The sequence below is a fragment of the Planomonospora sp. ID67723 genome (genome assembly GCF_015711605.1).
In the GTDB taxonomy this organism is placed as follows: Bacteria; Actinomycetota; Actinomycetes; order Streptosporangiales; family Streptosporangiaceae; genus Planomonospora_A.
Window position 1 is genome coordinate 1,184,066 of record NZ_JABTEZ010000002.1, and the last position, 15,188, is coordinate 1,199,253.

The window sequence follows — 15,188 nt, forward strand, 5'->3', positions numbered from 1 at the left end:
CAATGCGTATCGGGACGATTCTGCAGGGCAAGGGAACGCGTGTCGCGACCGTCCGCCCCGATGCGACCGTCACCGAACTGCTGACCGTGCTGTCCGAGAACAACATCGGCGCCGTGGTGGTGTCCGAGGACGGCTCGTCGATCGCGGGGATCGTCTCCGAGCGCGACGTGGTGCGGCACCTCCACGACCGCGGCGCGGAGGTGCTGGGCGCCCCGGTCTCCTCCATCATGACGGCCGAGGTCCGCACCTGCCCGCCGGAGGCCAACGTCGACGACCTGCGCCAGGCCATGACCACCCACCGGATCCGGCACGTCCCGGTGGTGGCGGACGGCCGCCTGGCGGGGATCGTCAGCATCGGCGACGTCGTCAAGAGCTCCATCGACATCCTGGAGACCGAGAAGGCCTCCCTCGTGGACTACCTGCACCGCTGACAGCGCGCGTCCCGGCCGGTGGCGCGATGACCGGCGGTCCGCGCGGGACCCGGCGCCCATGACGGGTGCGGGGTCCCGCGCGTCCGGCGGTGCGCCGGGGCCGGGGCGGTCCCGGCCCCGCCGCCCTACTGCACGGTGATCCGGTCGACCTCGATGGTGATGCCCTTGACCTGCGGCGTCGACGTGCCCGTCGTCACCGTCCCGACTCCGGGAGTGACTCCCTTGATCTTCATGGTGTAGGTCAGGGTGCCGCCGGGGGCGCCGGGAGTGCTGCTCACTCGCAGGTCCCCGGTGGGCGGGCCGTCGATCTGGCTGCCGGCCGTACCCTCGTCGTTCTCGGCGCCGACCGTGAGGCCGTACCCGGCCGGGGGCTCACCCGGCAGGTTGGCCGCGTCGTAGGCGTAGGTGACGTCCTCGGTCCCGTTCAGCCCGATCCACTGCTGGAAGACCTTCAGGTCGGTCGTTCCGTAGGCGTTGACCCGCCACTCGACCACCAGCCAGTCGCTGACGCCGTCGGTCAGCGTCGCGACGAACAGGCCCGGCGCGCCGGTGCCGTCCAGGTCGGTCCAGTAGGGGGCGAGCACGCCGTTCGGCCGCGCCGGGTCGGGCAGGTTCTGCGGCGCGTACGCGATGTCGGCCGAGCCCTCCGTCCCGCCGGCGACCGTGTAGCCGTTGGAGACGATGCCGATCCTGGTGTACGACTTACCGGCGTACTTGAACTCGGGGACGGTGAAGTTCAGCGCCTGCTCGTCGCCGATCGGCGTCGGGGTGACGCCGATCGCGTCGAGCGGCAGGTACGGTGAGGGCCCGGTGCCCGGCGCGATGACCGGCCGGTCCGGCTCCCTGGCCGCCAGGGTCGTCTTCGCGGTGGCGATCTGGGAGCCGACCTTCGTGGCCCCGGTCACGCTGTTCAGCCGGAGCCGCGCGTCGAGCGTGCTGACCGCCGTCACCTCGGCGTCCTGCAGGGTGGTGTTGGCCACGGTGACCGTGCAGGTCGACTCGCCGGTGTCGCGGGCGATGACGGCCGGTTCGCAGGTCTGCTCGACCGGGACCGCGCCTTCCTTGCGGAAGAACGCCACCGGCAGGTGCAGGTGCCGGTTGCCGCCGACCTGCTTGAGGTTCACCTGGCCGAAGTACTGCCCGTCGGGCAGCTCGGGGGCGGTGATCGCCACGGTGAGCTTGACGCTCTTGCCCGGCTTGACGCTGAACACCGGGGGCAGCACGGCGATCTTCGCGCCGTTCACGGTCGTGCCGGAGGCGGTGTAGGAGAGGGTCTTGTCCGTGACGTTGGTGACCGTCCGCTTGGCCGTGATGAGCCCCGGCATGGTGGGGGCGTTCACCGACGGCAGGTTCAGGTCGATGCGGTTCATCGGGTCGGCGGCGGAGGCGGCGAAGTTCGCCGCGGTCTCGTCCAGGGTCAGGCCGGGGTCGCCCGCCTTGGTCAGGTCGATCCGGCCGCCGCCGGTGTCGAACGGGTCGGCGGGGGTGACGCGGTCCTGCTTGGTGACCGACGTCTTGGCCGTCGTCTCCAGCGCGGACTTCACCTGGCCCGGCGTCCAGCCGGGATGCAGCGCGAACACCAGCGCCGCGGCGCCCGCGACGTGCGGCGCGGACATCGAGGTGCCCGCGATCGCCTGGTACAGGTTGCCCTGCGGCCCGCCGGCGGCATCCTCCAGCGTCGGTGTCTGGCCGGCCAGGATGTGCAGGCCCGGCGCGGTGACGTCCGGCTTGAGGAAGTCCCCGCCCGGCCCGCGGGAGGAGAAGGTGGTGATCGCGTCACCCTGCCAGGAGGCCTTCGCACCCTGGGTGAACGAGGCCGTCGCGCCAGGGTTGGCGGACAGGAAGGCCAGCAGGGCGTCGGTCTCCGGCTTGTCGATGTGGACGGTGGGGAGCCAGTGGTTGTCGGTCATCACATCCAGCGGCGTGGTGTTGTAGAGGATCATCCCGGCCGCGCCGCCCTGCCGTACGTTGAAACTCTTGAGCACCCGGCCGGGCCCGCGCTCGCAGGCGACGATCTTCCCGGTGAACAGGCCCGCGGGCGCCGGGGTCGTGCACAGCGCGTTGGAGTACGGCGGGGCCGAGGCGAGCACCACCGGGAGGGCGGAGGCGACACCCGCGGTGATGGAGGCGCCCTTGAGCGTGGCCGCGGCGCCGCCGGAGCCGGCCAGCGTGATCGTGGACTGGAACGTCCTGGTCTGCGTGGAGGCGGCCACGGTGGTCACCCACGGGCTGACGTGATTGACGGTGCCCGCGCCGGGACCGGCGTTGCCCGCGGAGGCCGACACCAGCACCCCCGCCGCGTAGGCGTCCAGGAAGGCCAGCTCGACCGGGTCGCTGTAGGGCGAGGTGCCGCCGGAGATCGAGTAGTTGATCACCTGGACACCGTCGAGGATGGCCCGGCCGACCGCCTGGACGGAGTCGGAGTTGAAGCAGCCCTGCAGGCCGCAGACCTTGTAGATCGAGACGTGCGCGGCCGGCGCGATGCCGTGGATCGGGCCCCGGCTGATGCCCAGCGGGTTGGCGTCGGCCACCGGGCCGCCCGCCGAGGTGGTCGCGGTGTGCGTGCCGTGACCGTTGGAGTCACGGGCGCTGTCGGGGTAGACCTCGCCGCCGATGACGGCGTTGTAGGTCTCCAGGAACGGGCCGCCGCCGATCAGCTTGCGGTTGCAGGTGAAGGGGTCGGCGGCCGGGGTCAGCGGGTTGTCGCCGAAGTCGCAGATGCGGGGAGAGCCGTCCCGGGTGGGCGGCGCGGCGGGCAGGGTGCCGGGGTCGGCGAATTGAGGGTGCTCGGGCCAGGCGCCGGAGTCCAGGATGCCCACGACGACGCCCTTGCCCGAGGAGGCGCTGCCGCCGAGCTTGCTGTAGATCGCGGGAGCCCCGATGAAGGCGGGGCTGGAGTCGGTGAGCGGTTGCTCGCGCCGGTCCTCCTGGACGGCGGCCACGCCGGGCAGCTTCAGCAGCTCGGCGGCCTTGTCGGCGGGGACGCGCAGCGCCATGCCGCCGTAGACCGTGCGCAGTTTCTGCCCGGCCCGGGCGGCCGGCACGCGCTTGGCCAGCTCGGCGAGGAAGGTGTTCTCGATCTTCGAGATGTGCTCGCCGTACCTCCTGGCGTCGGCGCTCCTGGCGTCGAGGGCCTTGCCGGTCTTCGCCGGGCTCGTGGCGGGCAGCCCCTCGATCCCGCCCTGATAGGCGGCGAGGGAGTCGTAGTCGAGCTTGACCATGACGTCGACCGCCTCGCCGGAGGTGGACCGCAGCAGCGCCTCGTCACTGCGGGCCAGCTTGCCGGTGAGGGATTTCGCGCCCTGGACCGGCTCCCCCCCGGTGAGCGGGGTCGCCGTCCATTTGGCGGACGGCGAGGGGGACGGGGGAGCGGGGGTGGCGCTCGCCGGCGGCGCCATCGCAACGACGAGCCCGGCGCCCGCGGCCAACATCACCACGCGTTTCGCACCGGATAAACGGGACTTCCTTGACACGAGACCTCCCTGTGGGGATCCGCCCAGGAAGGCGCAAGGGTCACCCGCCTGCCCTGATCCGGGCAGGCCGGAAGGCCCTCGGCCCTCCCCGTTGGGTGACGAAGTGACCGGCTGCCCGGTAGGGCGGCCGATCATGACAGGGACTCTAACTGGAGGTCAGTTGCCCGCCTAGATCAAGAAATTGACACAATTATCGGGGAAATTGGTCAATTGGCGCTCTGCGATCCGTCGACCGGGTCGGGGACGCCGCCGTGGCCGCTGCTCGCTTCGTGAGCCCGTAATCTGGGGGTGCCGATCCCGTGCGGACTCTGACATGATCGGCTCTGTGAACCGCCTGGTGGAGGGGACACCATGAAGCTCAAGCTGGACCTGCACCCCATCTACAACCGCGGCGGCGAGATCGACAAGGCGCTGCGCGAGATCATCGACGAGGCGATCAGGAAGCGGGCCTCCGAGGTCGAGATCATCCCCGGGAAGGGCTCCGGCCAGCTCAAGAAGAAGGTCCTGCGCTTCCTGGACCAGAAAGAGATCAAGGCCCTCTACCACCGCATCGACAAGGACGCCAAGAACCACGGCCGCCTGTTCGTCTACTTCCGCCACAAGTAGCGCGCCGGGCCGAACGGGTGGCGCGTCAGAGCGCCGAGAACGAGCTGGGTCGCTGCCTTCCGGTGCTGTAAGCCCAGATCATCAGGGGTTTATTCAAGCTGGAAGGTCCGAGCCCAACGGCGGTGGGACTGTCAGACCCGGACCCCTCACCGGTCCTGGGCCGTCTGTGGGCCGTCAGAGCGTGATCTGGTGGCCTCATAGACCTTGTCCACGGCCTGTCGGGTCCGCCTCTCGCTGTTCGGCATGAGGTGGGTGTAGACCCGGAGAGTGAACCCCGGGTCGCTGTGCCCGAGGTACTGGCTGAGGGCCTTGATGTTCTCTCCGGCGTCCAGCAGGACCGAGGCGTAGAAGTGACGCAGCGCGTGCATGCCGTGCTCTCGCGCGGCCTGATGCCGCTCGCCGCTCTCCGGCTTCGAGATGACGCCGGCGCTCACGAGAGCGGGCTTCCAGGCGTACATGTTGAAGTCGTTCCGTCTGACCGCTCCCTCGCGCTCGCGGGTGAAAAGCAGCGGTTTCGTGAGCGGAGGACCATCAGGCACGCGCCAGGGAAGCATGACCTTAGCCGGAGGGAACCGCTCCATGTGCGCCTTGAGCGCGGCGGATACGTGCTCAGGAAGAGGTACGTCGCGCTCCTTTTCTCGCTTCGGAGGGGCGAAGACCAAGCGACCGTTGAGGACCTTCACCTGATAGGCCACCCGTAGCCAGCCGGTCTCGAAGTCCACCTCATCGAGTGAAAGGCCGAAGGTCTCTCCCTGCCGGAGCCCGCATCCGCCACCAAGGCCGACCATGGCCTGGTAACGCTCAGGCAGTCCAGCGCGGACAGCGAAGACGCGCTCGGCCGTCCATGGCTGGACTCATTCATCGTGGCCAGTGGCATCGGGACTGGAAGGCCCCGGTTCTCACTTCCGGGTGATGAGCATGTTTCGGTAGAGGCCGAGGTTCAGCAGGTCGACGTCGACCGTTCTGGCGTCCTTGGGCACGGTGCGGAAGACCGCGTGCAGGCGTACGGATTCACCGGCCTGGATGGACGTGTCTGTGTTCCAACCAGAGCAGACGCACTTTCCTTTCTCCCACAAGGGAAAGGAGGGGAACTCCACCCCTGACGGGATGAGGTTCACTTTCTCGGCTCTGTCGGCGTTGCCCATGAGTTTGGAGACGATCACGTACTGGTCCCCGGAGCCGTCGTTGCGGATGGTCCACTGCAGTTTCACCCGGTCGCCCTGCCGGACGAGGGAGTCGATCTGCACGTGCAGCGGGACGCTCTGATCCCAGGGATTGATCACGCGGACGTCACCTGCTGCGGCTTCCGTCCCGGGCGTCGCCTTCACGGCCGGTTTCGGCGGTGACGCCGACACCGCGGACCGCGCCGCCGGAGCCGTCACCGTGGCGGTCACCGTGGCGGTCACCGTGGCGGTCACGGATTCGGCCGCGGCGGCCGAGCTCCCGCCCGGGATCTGCTCCGAGGCCGTCCACGGCCGCGTGATCGCGAGAAAGACGCCCGCGGTGGCTGCCGCGGAGAGTACGGCGGCGGCCAGCGGCACCCACAGCCGGTGCCACCGTGAGGCGCCGCCGACGTGGACCGAGGTCAGGAGCGGCGTCCAGGCGTCGCTGACGGCGCGGACCGCCTCCACCGCCGTGGCCTGGCCACGGCCGAGAAGCCAGTCGAGCAGTTCCTGTGCGGCGGGGCGGCGTTCAGGGTCCTTGTCCAGAGCCCGTTCCACCAGCGGCCGGATCCGCTCGTCGACCCCGTCGAGTCCCGGCACGTGGTTGACCACCCGGTAGAGAACCTCAGGCATGCCCCCCGTGCCGAAGGGCGGCCGTCCGGTGGCGGCGTAGATCACTACACCGGCCCAGGAGAACACATCGCTCGCCGCGGTGACGGACCCGCCGTTCACCTGCTCGGGCGACATGTAGGCAGGTGTGCCGACCACCGCTGCGGACCGTGTGGCGTCGGGGTCGGCCACCCGGGCGATCCCGAAGTCGATCACACGCGGGCCGGTCGGTCCGAGCAGGATGTTCGACGGTTTCAGGTCGCGGTGCACGACGCCGGCCTCGTGGATCGCGGTCAGCGCGGTCGCCACCCCGACGGCGAGTGCCTCCAGGTTGGCGCCGGTCAAGGGACCCTGAGCGTCGACGACGGACGACAGGTCGGGTCCCTCGACATACTCGGTGACGATGTAGGCTTGGTCGCCGTCGATGCCCGCGTCGAGCACGGGCGCGGTGCAGAACCTGGCCACCCTGCGCGCCGCCGCGGCCTCCTGTTCGAACCGGCGTCTGAAGTCCTCGCGCCCGGCCAGCTCGGGCCGCATCACCTTCAGCGCGACCAGGCCGCCCTGGTCGTCGTGGGCCAGGTAGACGATGCCCATCCCGCCTTCGCCCAGCCTGCGCACCAGGGTGTAGGAGCCGACCCGCCGGGGAGGGAGATCGCTTCTATCGATCATACTTTGAATCATCATGATCTAGCTTGATACTTCCTGAGAAGTTTCCCGCCGAAATGGCGAATCGTAGATGAGTCAATCCTGCGTCCCACCGTGGAATCCCGCCAACAAATCCCGCCGACGGCATCAGGCGAGCAGTGGGACGATGCCTTCGTTCGGATCCGACCGGCCCTCCGGGCTTCATCTCGCATAACACTAATTCACCCGATGGGTGATTCCGTCGGACCACGGGTTGATCATGCGTCAACCTGATGGTGTAGCCCATGTCAACCTGATGCCGTAGCAAGCCGGTGAGAATGCCGTCAGTCGGGGGTGGGCACACCAGAGTCACGGGCCGCCCGCACGATGCAGGAGAAGGCGCACACCGATATCACCGTTCGGTACGCCGAGCATCCGGAGAGCGGCCGGCAAAGCCAACGTTCACTAGGAGGAAGGGCTCCTCCTAGGGGGGCACCTGTTTCGATTCCCCTGCCGGTCCGGTGAAGCGCAGGGCCGACACTCAGGGGCGGTGAAGGCCGCCAGCCGCCTGATGATGCAGTGGCTCCTCCGCCGTCAGGTCCGGGTGAGGCCGGTGCCAGGACGGCTCGTAGAAGCGCACGCTCGCGGCGTCGGTGACGGGATGGCACGGCTCGGCGTAGTAGTGCGCCCAGTACCTCTGCACGGCCGCCGTGTGCAGCAGGGAGAGGCGGGCCCGGGTCGTCTGGTCGCCGGTCTGCCCCGTCGTCTGCCACGCGTCCTGCCGGGGCTGTATCCACCCGTAGGCCTCGTGCGCATCGCCGATCCGGCCGGCCGCCTGGTGTGGGCCTCTCCCGCGCTGCCCGGGGCGGTGCATGATCTGACCGCGGCCCGGCGGACCGGCCTGATCGATGCTCTGACCGGCGCCGGTGTCCCGGTCTTCGCCGACCACCGGCCCGCCACCGCAAGGCGCTTCGATCACCGGCCTCAACCGCCCTGCTCACCGCATCGCGCATTCTGAAAGCATGCATACGCAAGTCCAGCTCGAAGACCTGCCCGGCACCTTCGTCACCGAGATCGGCCAAGGTCAGGTGGAGTACTTCATCACCTTCTGCGACAACCGGACAACACCATCCCGGCAAACCCGCCTCTACATGGACTGTGACTTCCAGATCGAAGCAGGGTCCAACCCCGAACTCTCAAGGCTGATCACAGAGCATCGTCATCCGCTAGCGCAGCTCTCCGCCCTCAGCAGCCTGACCGTCGAGGAAATCCAGGTGAACGCGTCCGGGGAGCTGATCATGCGGCTTGATGACGACGTGGTCTTCACCGTTCTCAACCAGGCCGCGCGAGACGATCCCCACAGCTATGCCGAATGGCGCCTGGGCTGGTGGCAAGACACATGAGCCGGACGCAGCCCTCGCCTCCGGCGGGGCCCCGGCTCTGAGGTGATCGCCCGCGCATTGCCGAAGACCGCAAGTGGCTGATGCAGAGGCCTGATCATCCCGCCTCAATCCGGCCTTCTATACCTACGCTGACCGGCGCCGCCGGGTTGGAAAGAGCTCAGCAGGGAGCTGATCATCTCGCCGCCCGACAACCTGGGACAAGCCGGGCAGGCCGCTGGGCCGTCTGTGGGCCGTCCGGGGCAGGCCAAGGATGACAATCGACGGCTAAAGCTGACGGTTCGGCAGCAAGCTCAACGTGGTGGCGGACGAGTGTCCGCAGGTTGCTTCAACCGGACATCTCTTCCGCCACAAGCAGGCCGGTGGGTGCGACGGCGACCGCGGTCAGGTCATCACAGGCCGGCGCGGGCATCCGGCGCCGGGATGTCTCAACCCGGTCGAGCCCGGGAAGAGCCCGACCGCGCCGGAGGTCGCCGTACAGCGATCACCAGAGGAAAAGGCTCTAGCGACGCCGGGCGGGTCTGCCGCCGAAGCGCCAGGGGTGGACCTCCGTGCGGCCGTTGTCGCCGGCCGGCAGCAGCCTCGCGGCGGCCTCTCGATCCGGCGCCTCCACCACGGCCGCCCGGCCGAGCCGCGCCTCGCAGTCGAGGGCGAGCAGCTCGCCGTACACGATCATGTGTTTCGACGTGACCGGTGCGGGGCCGGAGTCGCCCGTGGTGATCACCAGAAACCGGCCGTAGCCGTCGACGGCCTCGGTGAAGTCCCACATGGTGCGGCCCAGGACGTTGCGAAAGCGGCACAGCAGCACCGACCCGAAGACGCCGGCCCGGTAGTACGGCTCTTCGTAGGCGAACGTGCGGGCGGCTTCCGCATCCGGGAGGCTGACGATGTGCAGGCTGCCCGTCGACTCGGCCTCGCCGTCGTCGCCGGTCAGCGTGGGGCCGCGGGCGATCAGCAGATCCCCGTACCCGTCCATGAAGGACCAGTGGTCGTCGTTCAGGCTCATCTTGAGCTCGAAGGCGCCGGGACGGTCGCGGCCGTACACGAAATACTCCACGGTCGTTCAGCCTAGGCGATCATGGCGGCGGAACCCCTCCTGACCGGCTCCGGCCTCAGCGCCCCGGGTCGGACGGTGAGCCTCTTTCCTTCTGAAGCCACGGCTCATGGCGGGTGAACGGGCGGGGGAGAGTCAGGTCGCCGGGCGGCCTCGATCCATCCGAGCCGCCCCACGCCGACCGCTCCCGGGACGCCCGGCGAACGAGGATGGAAAGGGCTCACTGTCCAAACATATGTGCATTTTGGTGGGTTGTGCGCCTGAGTGTAATTCTCCGCGGAACGGTGGCGCCGATTCCGTGCAGTGTTCTCTCCGGGTTGACCGAATCCATTCAGAGAACAGAAAGGCGATCCGAAATGTCAATGAGGAAGAAGGCCCTCGGTTTCGCGGCCCTGGCCGGTGCCTCGGCGGCGCTGTTCGGCGGGCCGAGCCCGTCCGCGCAGGCGACGACCGCGGCTCCTCCGCTGGTCGAGATCTTCCCGCAGCACGTGCCGCAGGCCGACGGGCTGAGAATGGCCCTCACCGCGGGACTCCCATCGGTGCCGGGAGCCACCGGCATCAAAGTGACCCAGGAACCGGACCTCAGCCTGCAGCGGCAGAAGTGGGAACTGCGCTTCGCCCCCGGCGGCGCCGTCCTGCAGCTCGTCAACGTGCACACCGGCCTGTGCCTGAAGGGCGGCGGCGTGGCCGGTAACGTCGTGCGCCAGGTCACGTGCGTCCCGTCGGCGTCAACGGCCGAGCCTCGCCAGTTCTGGCGGGACCGCCAGACCCTGCTCAACGGCGTCGTCGTCCACCGGTACGAGAACGTGGACAACGGGCTGTACATGGGGATCAGGGCCAGCTCTCCGCAGAGCGGCGCCCTGCTGGAATCACAGGCCCTCAACAGCCTGCCCAGCCAGAAGTTCAAGCTGAAGGCCGTGAGCTGAAGCCGTCTGCGGAAACGGGACCATTCCGGGGTGCGGGATCCCGTCCGGCGAGTCGCCGGACGGGATCCATCGTCTTCGACAATGGGACGGCTCTTTCGCGGTGAGCCGGTCGGTCAGGCGGTGGAGGCGTACCGGTTCTGGTAGCGGGTTTGGCGGGTGCTCGCGGTCGAGGTGACGGCACCGCCGGTCTGTGAACCCTTTCCGTCCTTGACCGGCATGGCGGTTCCGAAGGACGACGCGGGGGTCACGGGCCGGCGAGCGGGCCCCAGATCCCCGCGCCCTCCCGGAGCGGCCGTGTCAGAGCTTGCGGAAGTTCCGGGACTCCTCCGCCGCGGCGAGCACGGCCTCCAGCGAGCCGCCCGCGCTCGCGGTGACGGCGGCGGCGACCGCGCCCTCCACGAACGGCACGTCGGCGACCACCACTCCCGGCCCCTCGAAGAGGCGGGCGGCCAGCACCGAGCCGCCCAGATCGGGGATGAGGAGCACCCCGTCGCCCCGGTCCGCGCTCCCGACCGCCGCCGCGATCAACTCGGCGCTGGTGCCGAGACCGCCGTCCTCGGTGCCTCCGGCCGCCGCCAGCGGGACGTCGGCGCCCACTCCGCAGATCCCCGCCGCCAGCGCCGCCACCTCGGCGGCCAGCGGACCGCTGTGGGAGATCAGCACGATGCCTACCACCGCGGTGTCCTCGCCGTCGTGTCCGGGCCGGGACGCGACGGAGCGGGGCCTGCGTCACGTCGCGCCGGCGGCGCGGGAGAGGGCGTCATCGGGCCGCCACCGTGCAGAGCGCCCGGACGATGAGCGCGGCCGAGGCGGCACCGGGGTCCTGGTGGCCGACGCTGCGTGGGCCGAGGTAACTGGCCCGGCCCTTGCGCGCCTGCATCGGGATCGTGGCCTGCGCGCCCTTCAGTGCCGCCGCGGCCGCCGCCTCCAGCGCCCCGGCCGGTCCCCGCCCTTCCGCCACGGCCGCCCCCGGCGACTCCGGCGCTGCTCGTACGGCCTCCGCCAGCGCCTCGGCCGCCGGGGCGAGTGCGTCCACCATGGTCTTGTCGCCCTCGGCCGCCGACCCCAGCCTCCTGACCGCGTCCACCCCGGCCGCCAGCGCTCCGGCGAGATCGCCGGCCGACACCTCCGGCGCCTCGCCCAGCGCCTTGCCCGCCTCGCGGAAAGCCGTGCCGTACAGCGGCCCGGAGGCGCCGCCGACCTTGCGGATGAGCGTGTTCCCCACCAGGGCCAGTACCGCCCCGGGGGTACCGGGGCGTCTGTCGCCCAGCGCTTTCACCGCCTCGGTGAAGCCCCGGTCGAGGTTGCTTCCGTGGTCGGCGTCGCCGATCGCGGCGTCGAGCCGGGTCAGCTCGTCCTTCCGGTCCCTGACGGACCGGGCCGCCTCCTCGATCCACGCGACGAAGAAGTCCGCGTCCACCTCAGCGCCCCCAGCGCAGGGCCGGGGTCTCCACGGGGGCGTCCCACAGGCGGGTGAGCTCGTCGGTCAGATGGCAGACCGTGACCGAGAACCCCTGCATGTCGAGGCTGGTGACATAGTTGCCGACGAGACTGCGCACGACCCGCGCGCCCCTGTCCGCCAGGTGGCCGGCGACCTCGGCGAAGGCCACGTAGAGTTCGATCAGCGGCGTGCCGCCCATGCCGTTCAGCATGACCAGGACGTCGCCGGAGACCGGCTGGTCCTCGTCGATCGCCTCCACCGCGGCGCCCGCCAGTTCGCGGGCCCCGCGCATGGCCGAGCGGGAGCGGCCGGGCTCGCCGTGGATGCCGATGCCGAGTTCGACCTCGGCCTCGCTCAGCTCGAAGGTGGGCTTGCCGGCGGCCGGAGCGGTGCAGGCGCTCAGCGCGACCCCGAAGGACCGGCTGCGGGCGTTGACCTCCCGCGCGACCCGCGCCACCTCGGCCAGCGGCGCGCCGGTCTCGGCGAGGGCTCCGGCGATCTTCTCCACGAAGACCGTGGCCCCGGTGCCCCGGCGGCCGGCGGTGTGGAGGGAGTCGAGCACCGCCACGTCGTCGTCCACGAGCACGCTCGCCACCTCCAGGCCCTCTTCGGCGCAGAGCTCGGCGGCCATCCGGAAGTTGAGGACGTCACCGGTGTAGTTCTTCACCACGTGCAGCACTCCGGCCCCGCCGTGGGCGGCCGTGCTGGCCTCGATCACCTGGTCGGGGACGGGGGAGGTGAAGACCTCGCCCGGGCAGGCCGCATCGAGCATGCCGTACCCCACGAAGCCGCCGTGCAGCGGCTCGTGCCCGGAGCCCCCGCCGGAGACCAGGGCCACCTTGCCGGGGCGCGGCCCGGAGGCGCGCAGTACGATCCGGTTCTCCGGGTCCACCCTGAGCCCGGGATGCGCGGCGGCGATCCCGCGCAGCGCGTCGGTGACGACCGACCCGGCGCCGTTGATGAGCTTCTTCACAGCTCCAACCTGTGCCCATCGGAGACCGGAGGCAAGCCCGATCGGGCGAAACTCCCGGCTCGCGGCCCGGGTTCCCCGGCGCGGGCGAGACGGCCGAGTACGGTGCCGGTCCCCGGTGACATGGTGAAGCACTCGTCCAGGCCGGTCAGCAGGAGAAGCGAGCGGACGGCGGGGGAGACCGCGGAAAGCAGCAGCGGGGTGCCCCGGGTCGCCGCGCGGTTGCCGAGGGCGATGAGTGTGCCCAGCCCGCAGGCGTCGACGAAGGTGATCCCGCCGAGGTCGACGACCAGGGCGCCGGGCCGGGTGCGGAGGGCGCGGTCCGCGCAGGCGCACAGTTCGGGCCGGGTGGCGATGTCGAGCTCTCCGGCGACCGTGATCAGTACGCGGCCGTTCCCGTGCCGGGTCGTCACGCGAAATGTGTCCATCACCCTGTCCTCGGATGTCACGGCTGGCGACGCGTGCGAAGAGAAGCCGCCGGGAACGCGTCCGGGTGGCGGCCTGACTCCGTGCACGCCGTTTGACTGCCGCAGGGTCTGGACGGCGGGGAAATAGTGGTGTCCGCAATACACCAAATAGAGCGAATTATCGCAATGCGTAATCAGCTAGCTCCGAAACGGAGTATAGGGAGGTGAGGGGCAATTAGCCACCGGTTCGGCGGAATGCCTCGGGGAGAACTCCGCCGGAGGCCGTCACGTGGAGGGCGGGGGCGTCCTGCGGTCCGGGTGTCTCGCCGGGGCCCTCACATGGCAGGAGGTTGCCCGGTCAGCCGGAACGTGATCCGGATCGTCGTTCCCTCCGGCCCGGTCGTGAAGCGGCAGGACTCGCTGAGGTTGCGGATCAGCCAGAGGCCCCGCCGGCCGGGTTCGCCGTCCGGCGGCAGGTCGTCCCCGGTGAGGGCCGTAACCGGTATGCCGGGCCCGTGGTCGGCGACCTCGCAGTTCAGGAGCCCGTCGCAGGTCCACAGGCGGACCCGGCCGCGACCGCCGCCGTATCTGATCGCGTTGGTCATGCCCTCGTACACGGCCAGCACGAAATCGGAGCGTCGCATGCCCTCCAGTCCCCGGTGCGAGGCGTACTCCGCGACGGCCCGGCGTACGGCACCGGCGTGGCTCCGGCTGAACTCCCAGGTCGCGGACGGATGAGTGGCCGTGCCGTCACGCTCGTCCCGGAACCCGGAGGGCGTCGCCGCCGGATGCCCGCCCCTGCGGGGTATCCGGTCCGATGTCATGTCGTGAGGTCGCCGGCCACGAGCCGCCCGGCGGAGGGTGCGGCCTTCTGCTCGGGTGCGCGGTCCGGCTGCTGGATCAGCGGCTCGCCGGCCATGGAAGCGCCACTCCTCGCCGGCATCGTCCGAAGGCCGGCGCCGGTCGTGGAGGTGCCGCCGAGGTGCCGCTGGGAGGTGCCGGTATTCCGGCTCGTGCCGGAGATTCCGTCCATGACCGTATCGCCTCAATGCCGCGAGGTCTGGACGGCTCGTAGATCGCAGTGTTTGTGATGCTCTGGTTCGATGCGAATCATCGCTTATGTCTAAAATACCATCAAAAAGTGTTCTATGTGCTTGACGCTGATGTCCGTCGTCGCCGGTGGCGCAAAATTAATCATGATTTCTGTCGTAAGCCGCTACATGTCGTTTCGATAGGGTAGGCAGATAAGGTAGGCAGAGGGCATCTCTGCCCCCCTACCTGAGGAGACGGAATGAGCTCCTCCGGCCGGCGCTTGACGCGCACTCTCGTGGAGTTGGCCGACACGCTGTCGGACGACTTCGACATCGTCGGCTACCTGGACGCCCTCGCCCGCCACGGCGCCGGCCTTCCCGGCGTCGCCGCCTGCACGGTCCTGCTGGCCGGCCCCGACGGCCTGTTGAGCACGGTGGCCGCCTCCGGCGAGGAGGCCCGGCTTCTCGGGCTGGCCCAGGTCCGTCACGGGGAGGGGCCCTGCCTGGACTCCTATCGCGGCCGCAGGCCGGTGAGCTGCCCCGATCCGGCGAGCGCGGCACGCCGCTGGCCCCGCTTCGCCCCCGTCGCGGCGGCGGCCGGGTTCGCCGCGGTGCACACGCTGCCGATGCGCCTGCGCGTGGAGGCGGTCGGCGCGATGAGCCTGTTCCGCGTCGCCCCGGGCATGCCGGACGCGCAGACGGCCAAGTCCGGCCAGGCTCTGGCCGACATGGCGGCCATCGGCATCCTGCACCAGCGCGCCGTCCGGCACCAGGAGTCGGTCACCGGACAGCTCCAGCTCGCCCTCAACAGCCGCATCCTGATCGAACAGGCCAAGGGCCTGCTGGCCGGACGGCTGAATCTGGCCCCGGAGCAGGCCTTCGTCATACTGCGCGGCTACGCCCGCGCGCACAACCTCAAGCTGACCACGGCGAGTCAGGCGCTCATCGGGGGAAAGCTCTCCATCCCGCTGCCCGGCGGGGCCCCGATCGGGCCCTGACCGCCCGGCTGACGGCCGCAGGCATGCGGGGAGAGGGGGTCCGCAACCGTGGTCA

Annotated in this window: 15 protein-coding genes and 1 pseudogene; 6 read left to right on the forward strand and 10 right to left on the reverse strand. The window is 70.1% G+C overall.

From position 1 onward, the window contains the following. The first annotated feature begins 2 nt into the window (after nucleotides 1–2). Entirely contained in the window at nucleotides 3–431 is a 429-nt protein-coding gene (locus tag HS041_RS17985; protein WP_196441812.1) for a CBS domain-containing protein, read from the forward strand. A 125-nt stretch (nucleotides 432–556) separates the two neighbouring features. Here the strand turns inward: HS041_RS17985 and HS041_RS39775 are convergent, their stop codons facing one another. Then, entirely contained in the window at nucleotides 557–3,862 is a 3,306-nt protein-coding gene (locus tag HS041_RS39775) for a S8 family serine peptidase (protein ID WP_196442566.1), read from the reverse strand. A gap of 393 nt (nucleotides 3,863–4,255) precedes the next feature. On the opposite strand from HS041_RS39775, the gene HS041_RS17995 reads away from it, so the two are divergent. Next, nucleotides 4,256–4,510, forward strand: a complete 255-nt coding sequence (locus HS041_RS17995) for a Smr/MutS family protein (RefSeq protein WP_196441813.1) — start codon at nucleotides 4,256–4,258, stop codon at nucleotides 4,508–4,510. A gap of 146 nt (nucleotides 4,511–4,656) precedes the next feature. Here HS041_RS17995 and HS041_RS18000 read toward each other — a convergent pair whose 3' ends face one another. Next, nucleotides 4,657–5,319: a tyrosine-type recombinase/integrase gene (locus HS041_RS18000; protein WP_255530020.1), complete on the reverse strand. Its 663-nt coding sequence runs from the start codon at nucleotides 5,317–5,319 to the stop codon at nucleotides 4,657–4,659. A 90-nt stretch (nucleotides 5,320–5,409) separates the two neighbouring features. Then, nucleotides 5,410–6,951 carry a serine/threonine-protein kinase gene (locus HS041_RS18005; RefSeq protein ID WP_196441815.1) on the reverse strand — a complete coding sequence of 514 codons (1,542 nt, stop codon included), beginning with the start codon at nucleotides 6,949–6,951 and terminating at the stop codon, nucleotides 5,410–5,412. 769 nt (nucleotides 6,952–7,720) lie between these two features. Between HS041_RS18005 and HS041_RS18010 the strand changes: the two are divergent. Together HS041_RS18010 and HS041_RS18015 are read left to right on the forward strand one after the other, a co-directional pair. After that, nucleotides 7,721–7,852, forward strand: a pseudogene (locus tag HS041_RS18010) (IS5/IS1182 family transposase); the annotation flags it as partial. Nucleotides 7,853–7,928: 76 nt separating this feature from the next. Further along, nucleotides 7,929–8,309: a hypothetical protein gene (locus HS041_RS18015; RefSeq protein ID WP_196441816.1), complete on the forward strand. Its 381-nt coding sequence runs from the start codon at nucleotides 7,929–7,931 to the stop codon at nucleotides 8,307–8,309. Nucleotides 8,310–8,808: 499 nt separating this feature from the next. Here the strand turns inward: HS041_RS18015 and HS041_RS18020 are convergent, their stop codons facing one another. Beyond that, the gene (locus tag HS041_RS18020; protein WP_196441817.1) at nucleotides 8,809–9,363 is read right to left on the reverse strand and encodes a YciI family protein; all 555 of its coding nucleotides are present in this window, start codon (nucleotides 9,361–9,363) and stop codon (nucleotides 8,809–8,811) included. Nucleotides 9,364–9,716: 353 nt separating this feature from the next. Between HS041_RS18020 and HS041_RS18025 the strand changes: the two genes are divergently transcribed. Beyond that, on the forward strand, nucleotides 9,717–10,286 hold the full coding sequence (locus HS041_RS18025) for an RICIN domain-containing protein (RefSeq protein ID WP_196441818.1): 570 nt from the start codon (nucleotides 9,717–9,719) through the stop codon (nucleotides 10,284–10,286). Between the two features lie 297 nt (nucleotides 10,287–10,583). Here the strand turns inward: HS041_RS18025 and HS041_RS18030 are convergent, their stop codons facing one another. From HS041_RS18030 to HS041_RS18055, 6 genes are all read right to left on the reverse strand, one after another. After that, entirely contained in the window at nucleotides 10,584–10,961 is a 378-nt protein-coding gene (locus HS041_RS18030; RefSeq protein ID WP_196441819.1) for a PTS-dependent dihydroxyacetone kinase phosphotransferase subunit DhaM, read from the reverse strand. An 85-nt stretch (nucleotides 10,962–11,046) separates the two neighbouring features. Further along, nucleotides 11,047–11,706 carry a dihydroxyacetone kinase subunit DhaL gene (gene dhaL, locus HS041_RS18035; RefSeq protein ID WP_196441820.1) on the reverse strand — a complete coding sequence of 220 codons (660 nt, stop codon included), beginning with the start codon at nucleotides 11,704–11,706 and terminating at the stop codon, nucleotides 11,047–11,049. 1 nt (nucleotide 11,707) lies between these two features. Further along, nucleotides 11,708–12,700: a dihydroxyacetone kinase subunit DhaK gene (gene dhaK, locus HS041_RS18040; protein WP_196441821.1), complete on the reverse strand. Its 993-nt coding sequence runs from the start codon at nucleotides 12,698–12,700 to the stop codon at nucleotides 11,708–11,710. Then, the gene (locus HS041_RS18045; RefSeq protein ID WP_196441822.1) at nucleotides 12,697–13,125 is read right to left on the reverse strand and encodes an STAS domain-containing protein; all 429 of its coding nucleotides are present in this window, start codon (nucleotides 13,123–13,125) and stop codon (nucleotides 12,697–12,699) included. Before HS041_RS18045 ends, dhaK begins: the two co-directional genes overlap by 4 nt. A 314-nt stretch (nucleotides 13,126–13,439) precedes the next feature. Continuing rightward, a complete protein-coding gene (locus HS041_RS18050; protein WP_196441823.1) occupies nucleotides 13,440–13,928 on the reverse strand; it encodes an ATP-binding protein in 489 nt (162 codons plus the stop codon). Continuing rightward, the gene (locus tag HS041_RS18055; protein WP_196441824.1) at nucleotides 13,925–14,137 is read right to left on the reverse strand and encodes a hypothetical protein; all 213 of its coding nucleotides are present in this window, start codon (nucleotides 14,135–14,137) and stop codon (nucleotides 13,925–13,927) included. The genes HS041_RS18050 and HS041_RS18055 overlap by 4 nt, the downstream gene beginning before the upstream one ends. Nucleotides 14,138–14,395: 258 nt before the next feature. Here HS041_RS18055 and HS041_RS18060 point away from each other — a divergent pair, with 258 nt between their 5' ends. After that, nucleotides 14,396–15,133 carry a GAF and ANTAR domain-containing protein gene (locus tag HS041_RS18060; RefSeq protein WP_196441825.1) on the forward strand — a complete coding sequence of 246 codons (738 nt, stop codon included), beginning with the start codon at nucleotides 14,396–14,398 and terminating at the stop codon, nucleotides 15,131–15,133. Nucleotides 15,134–15,188 lie beyond the last annotated feature (55 nt).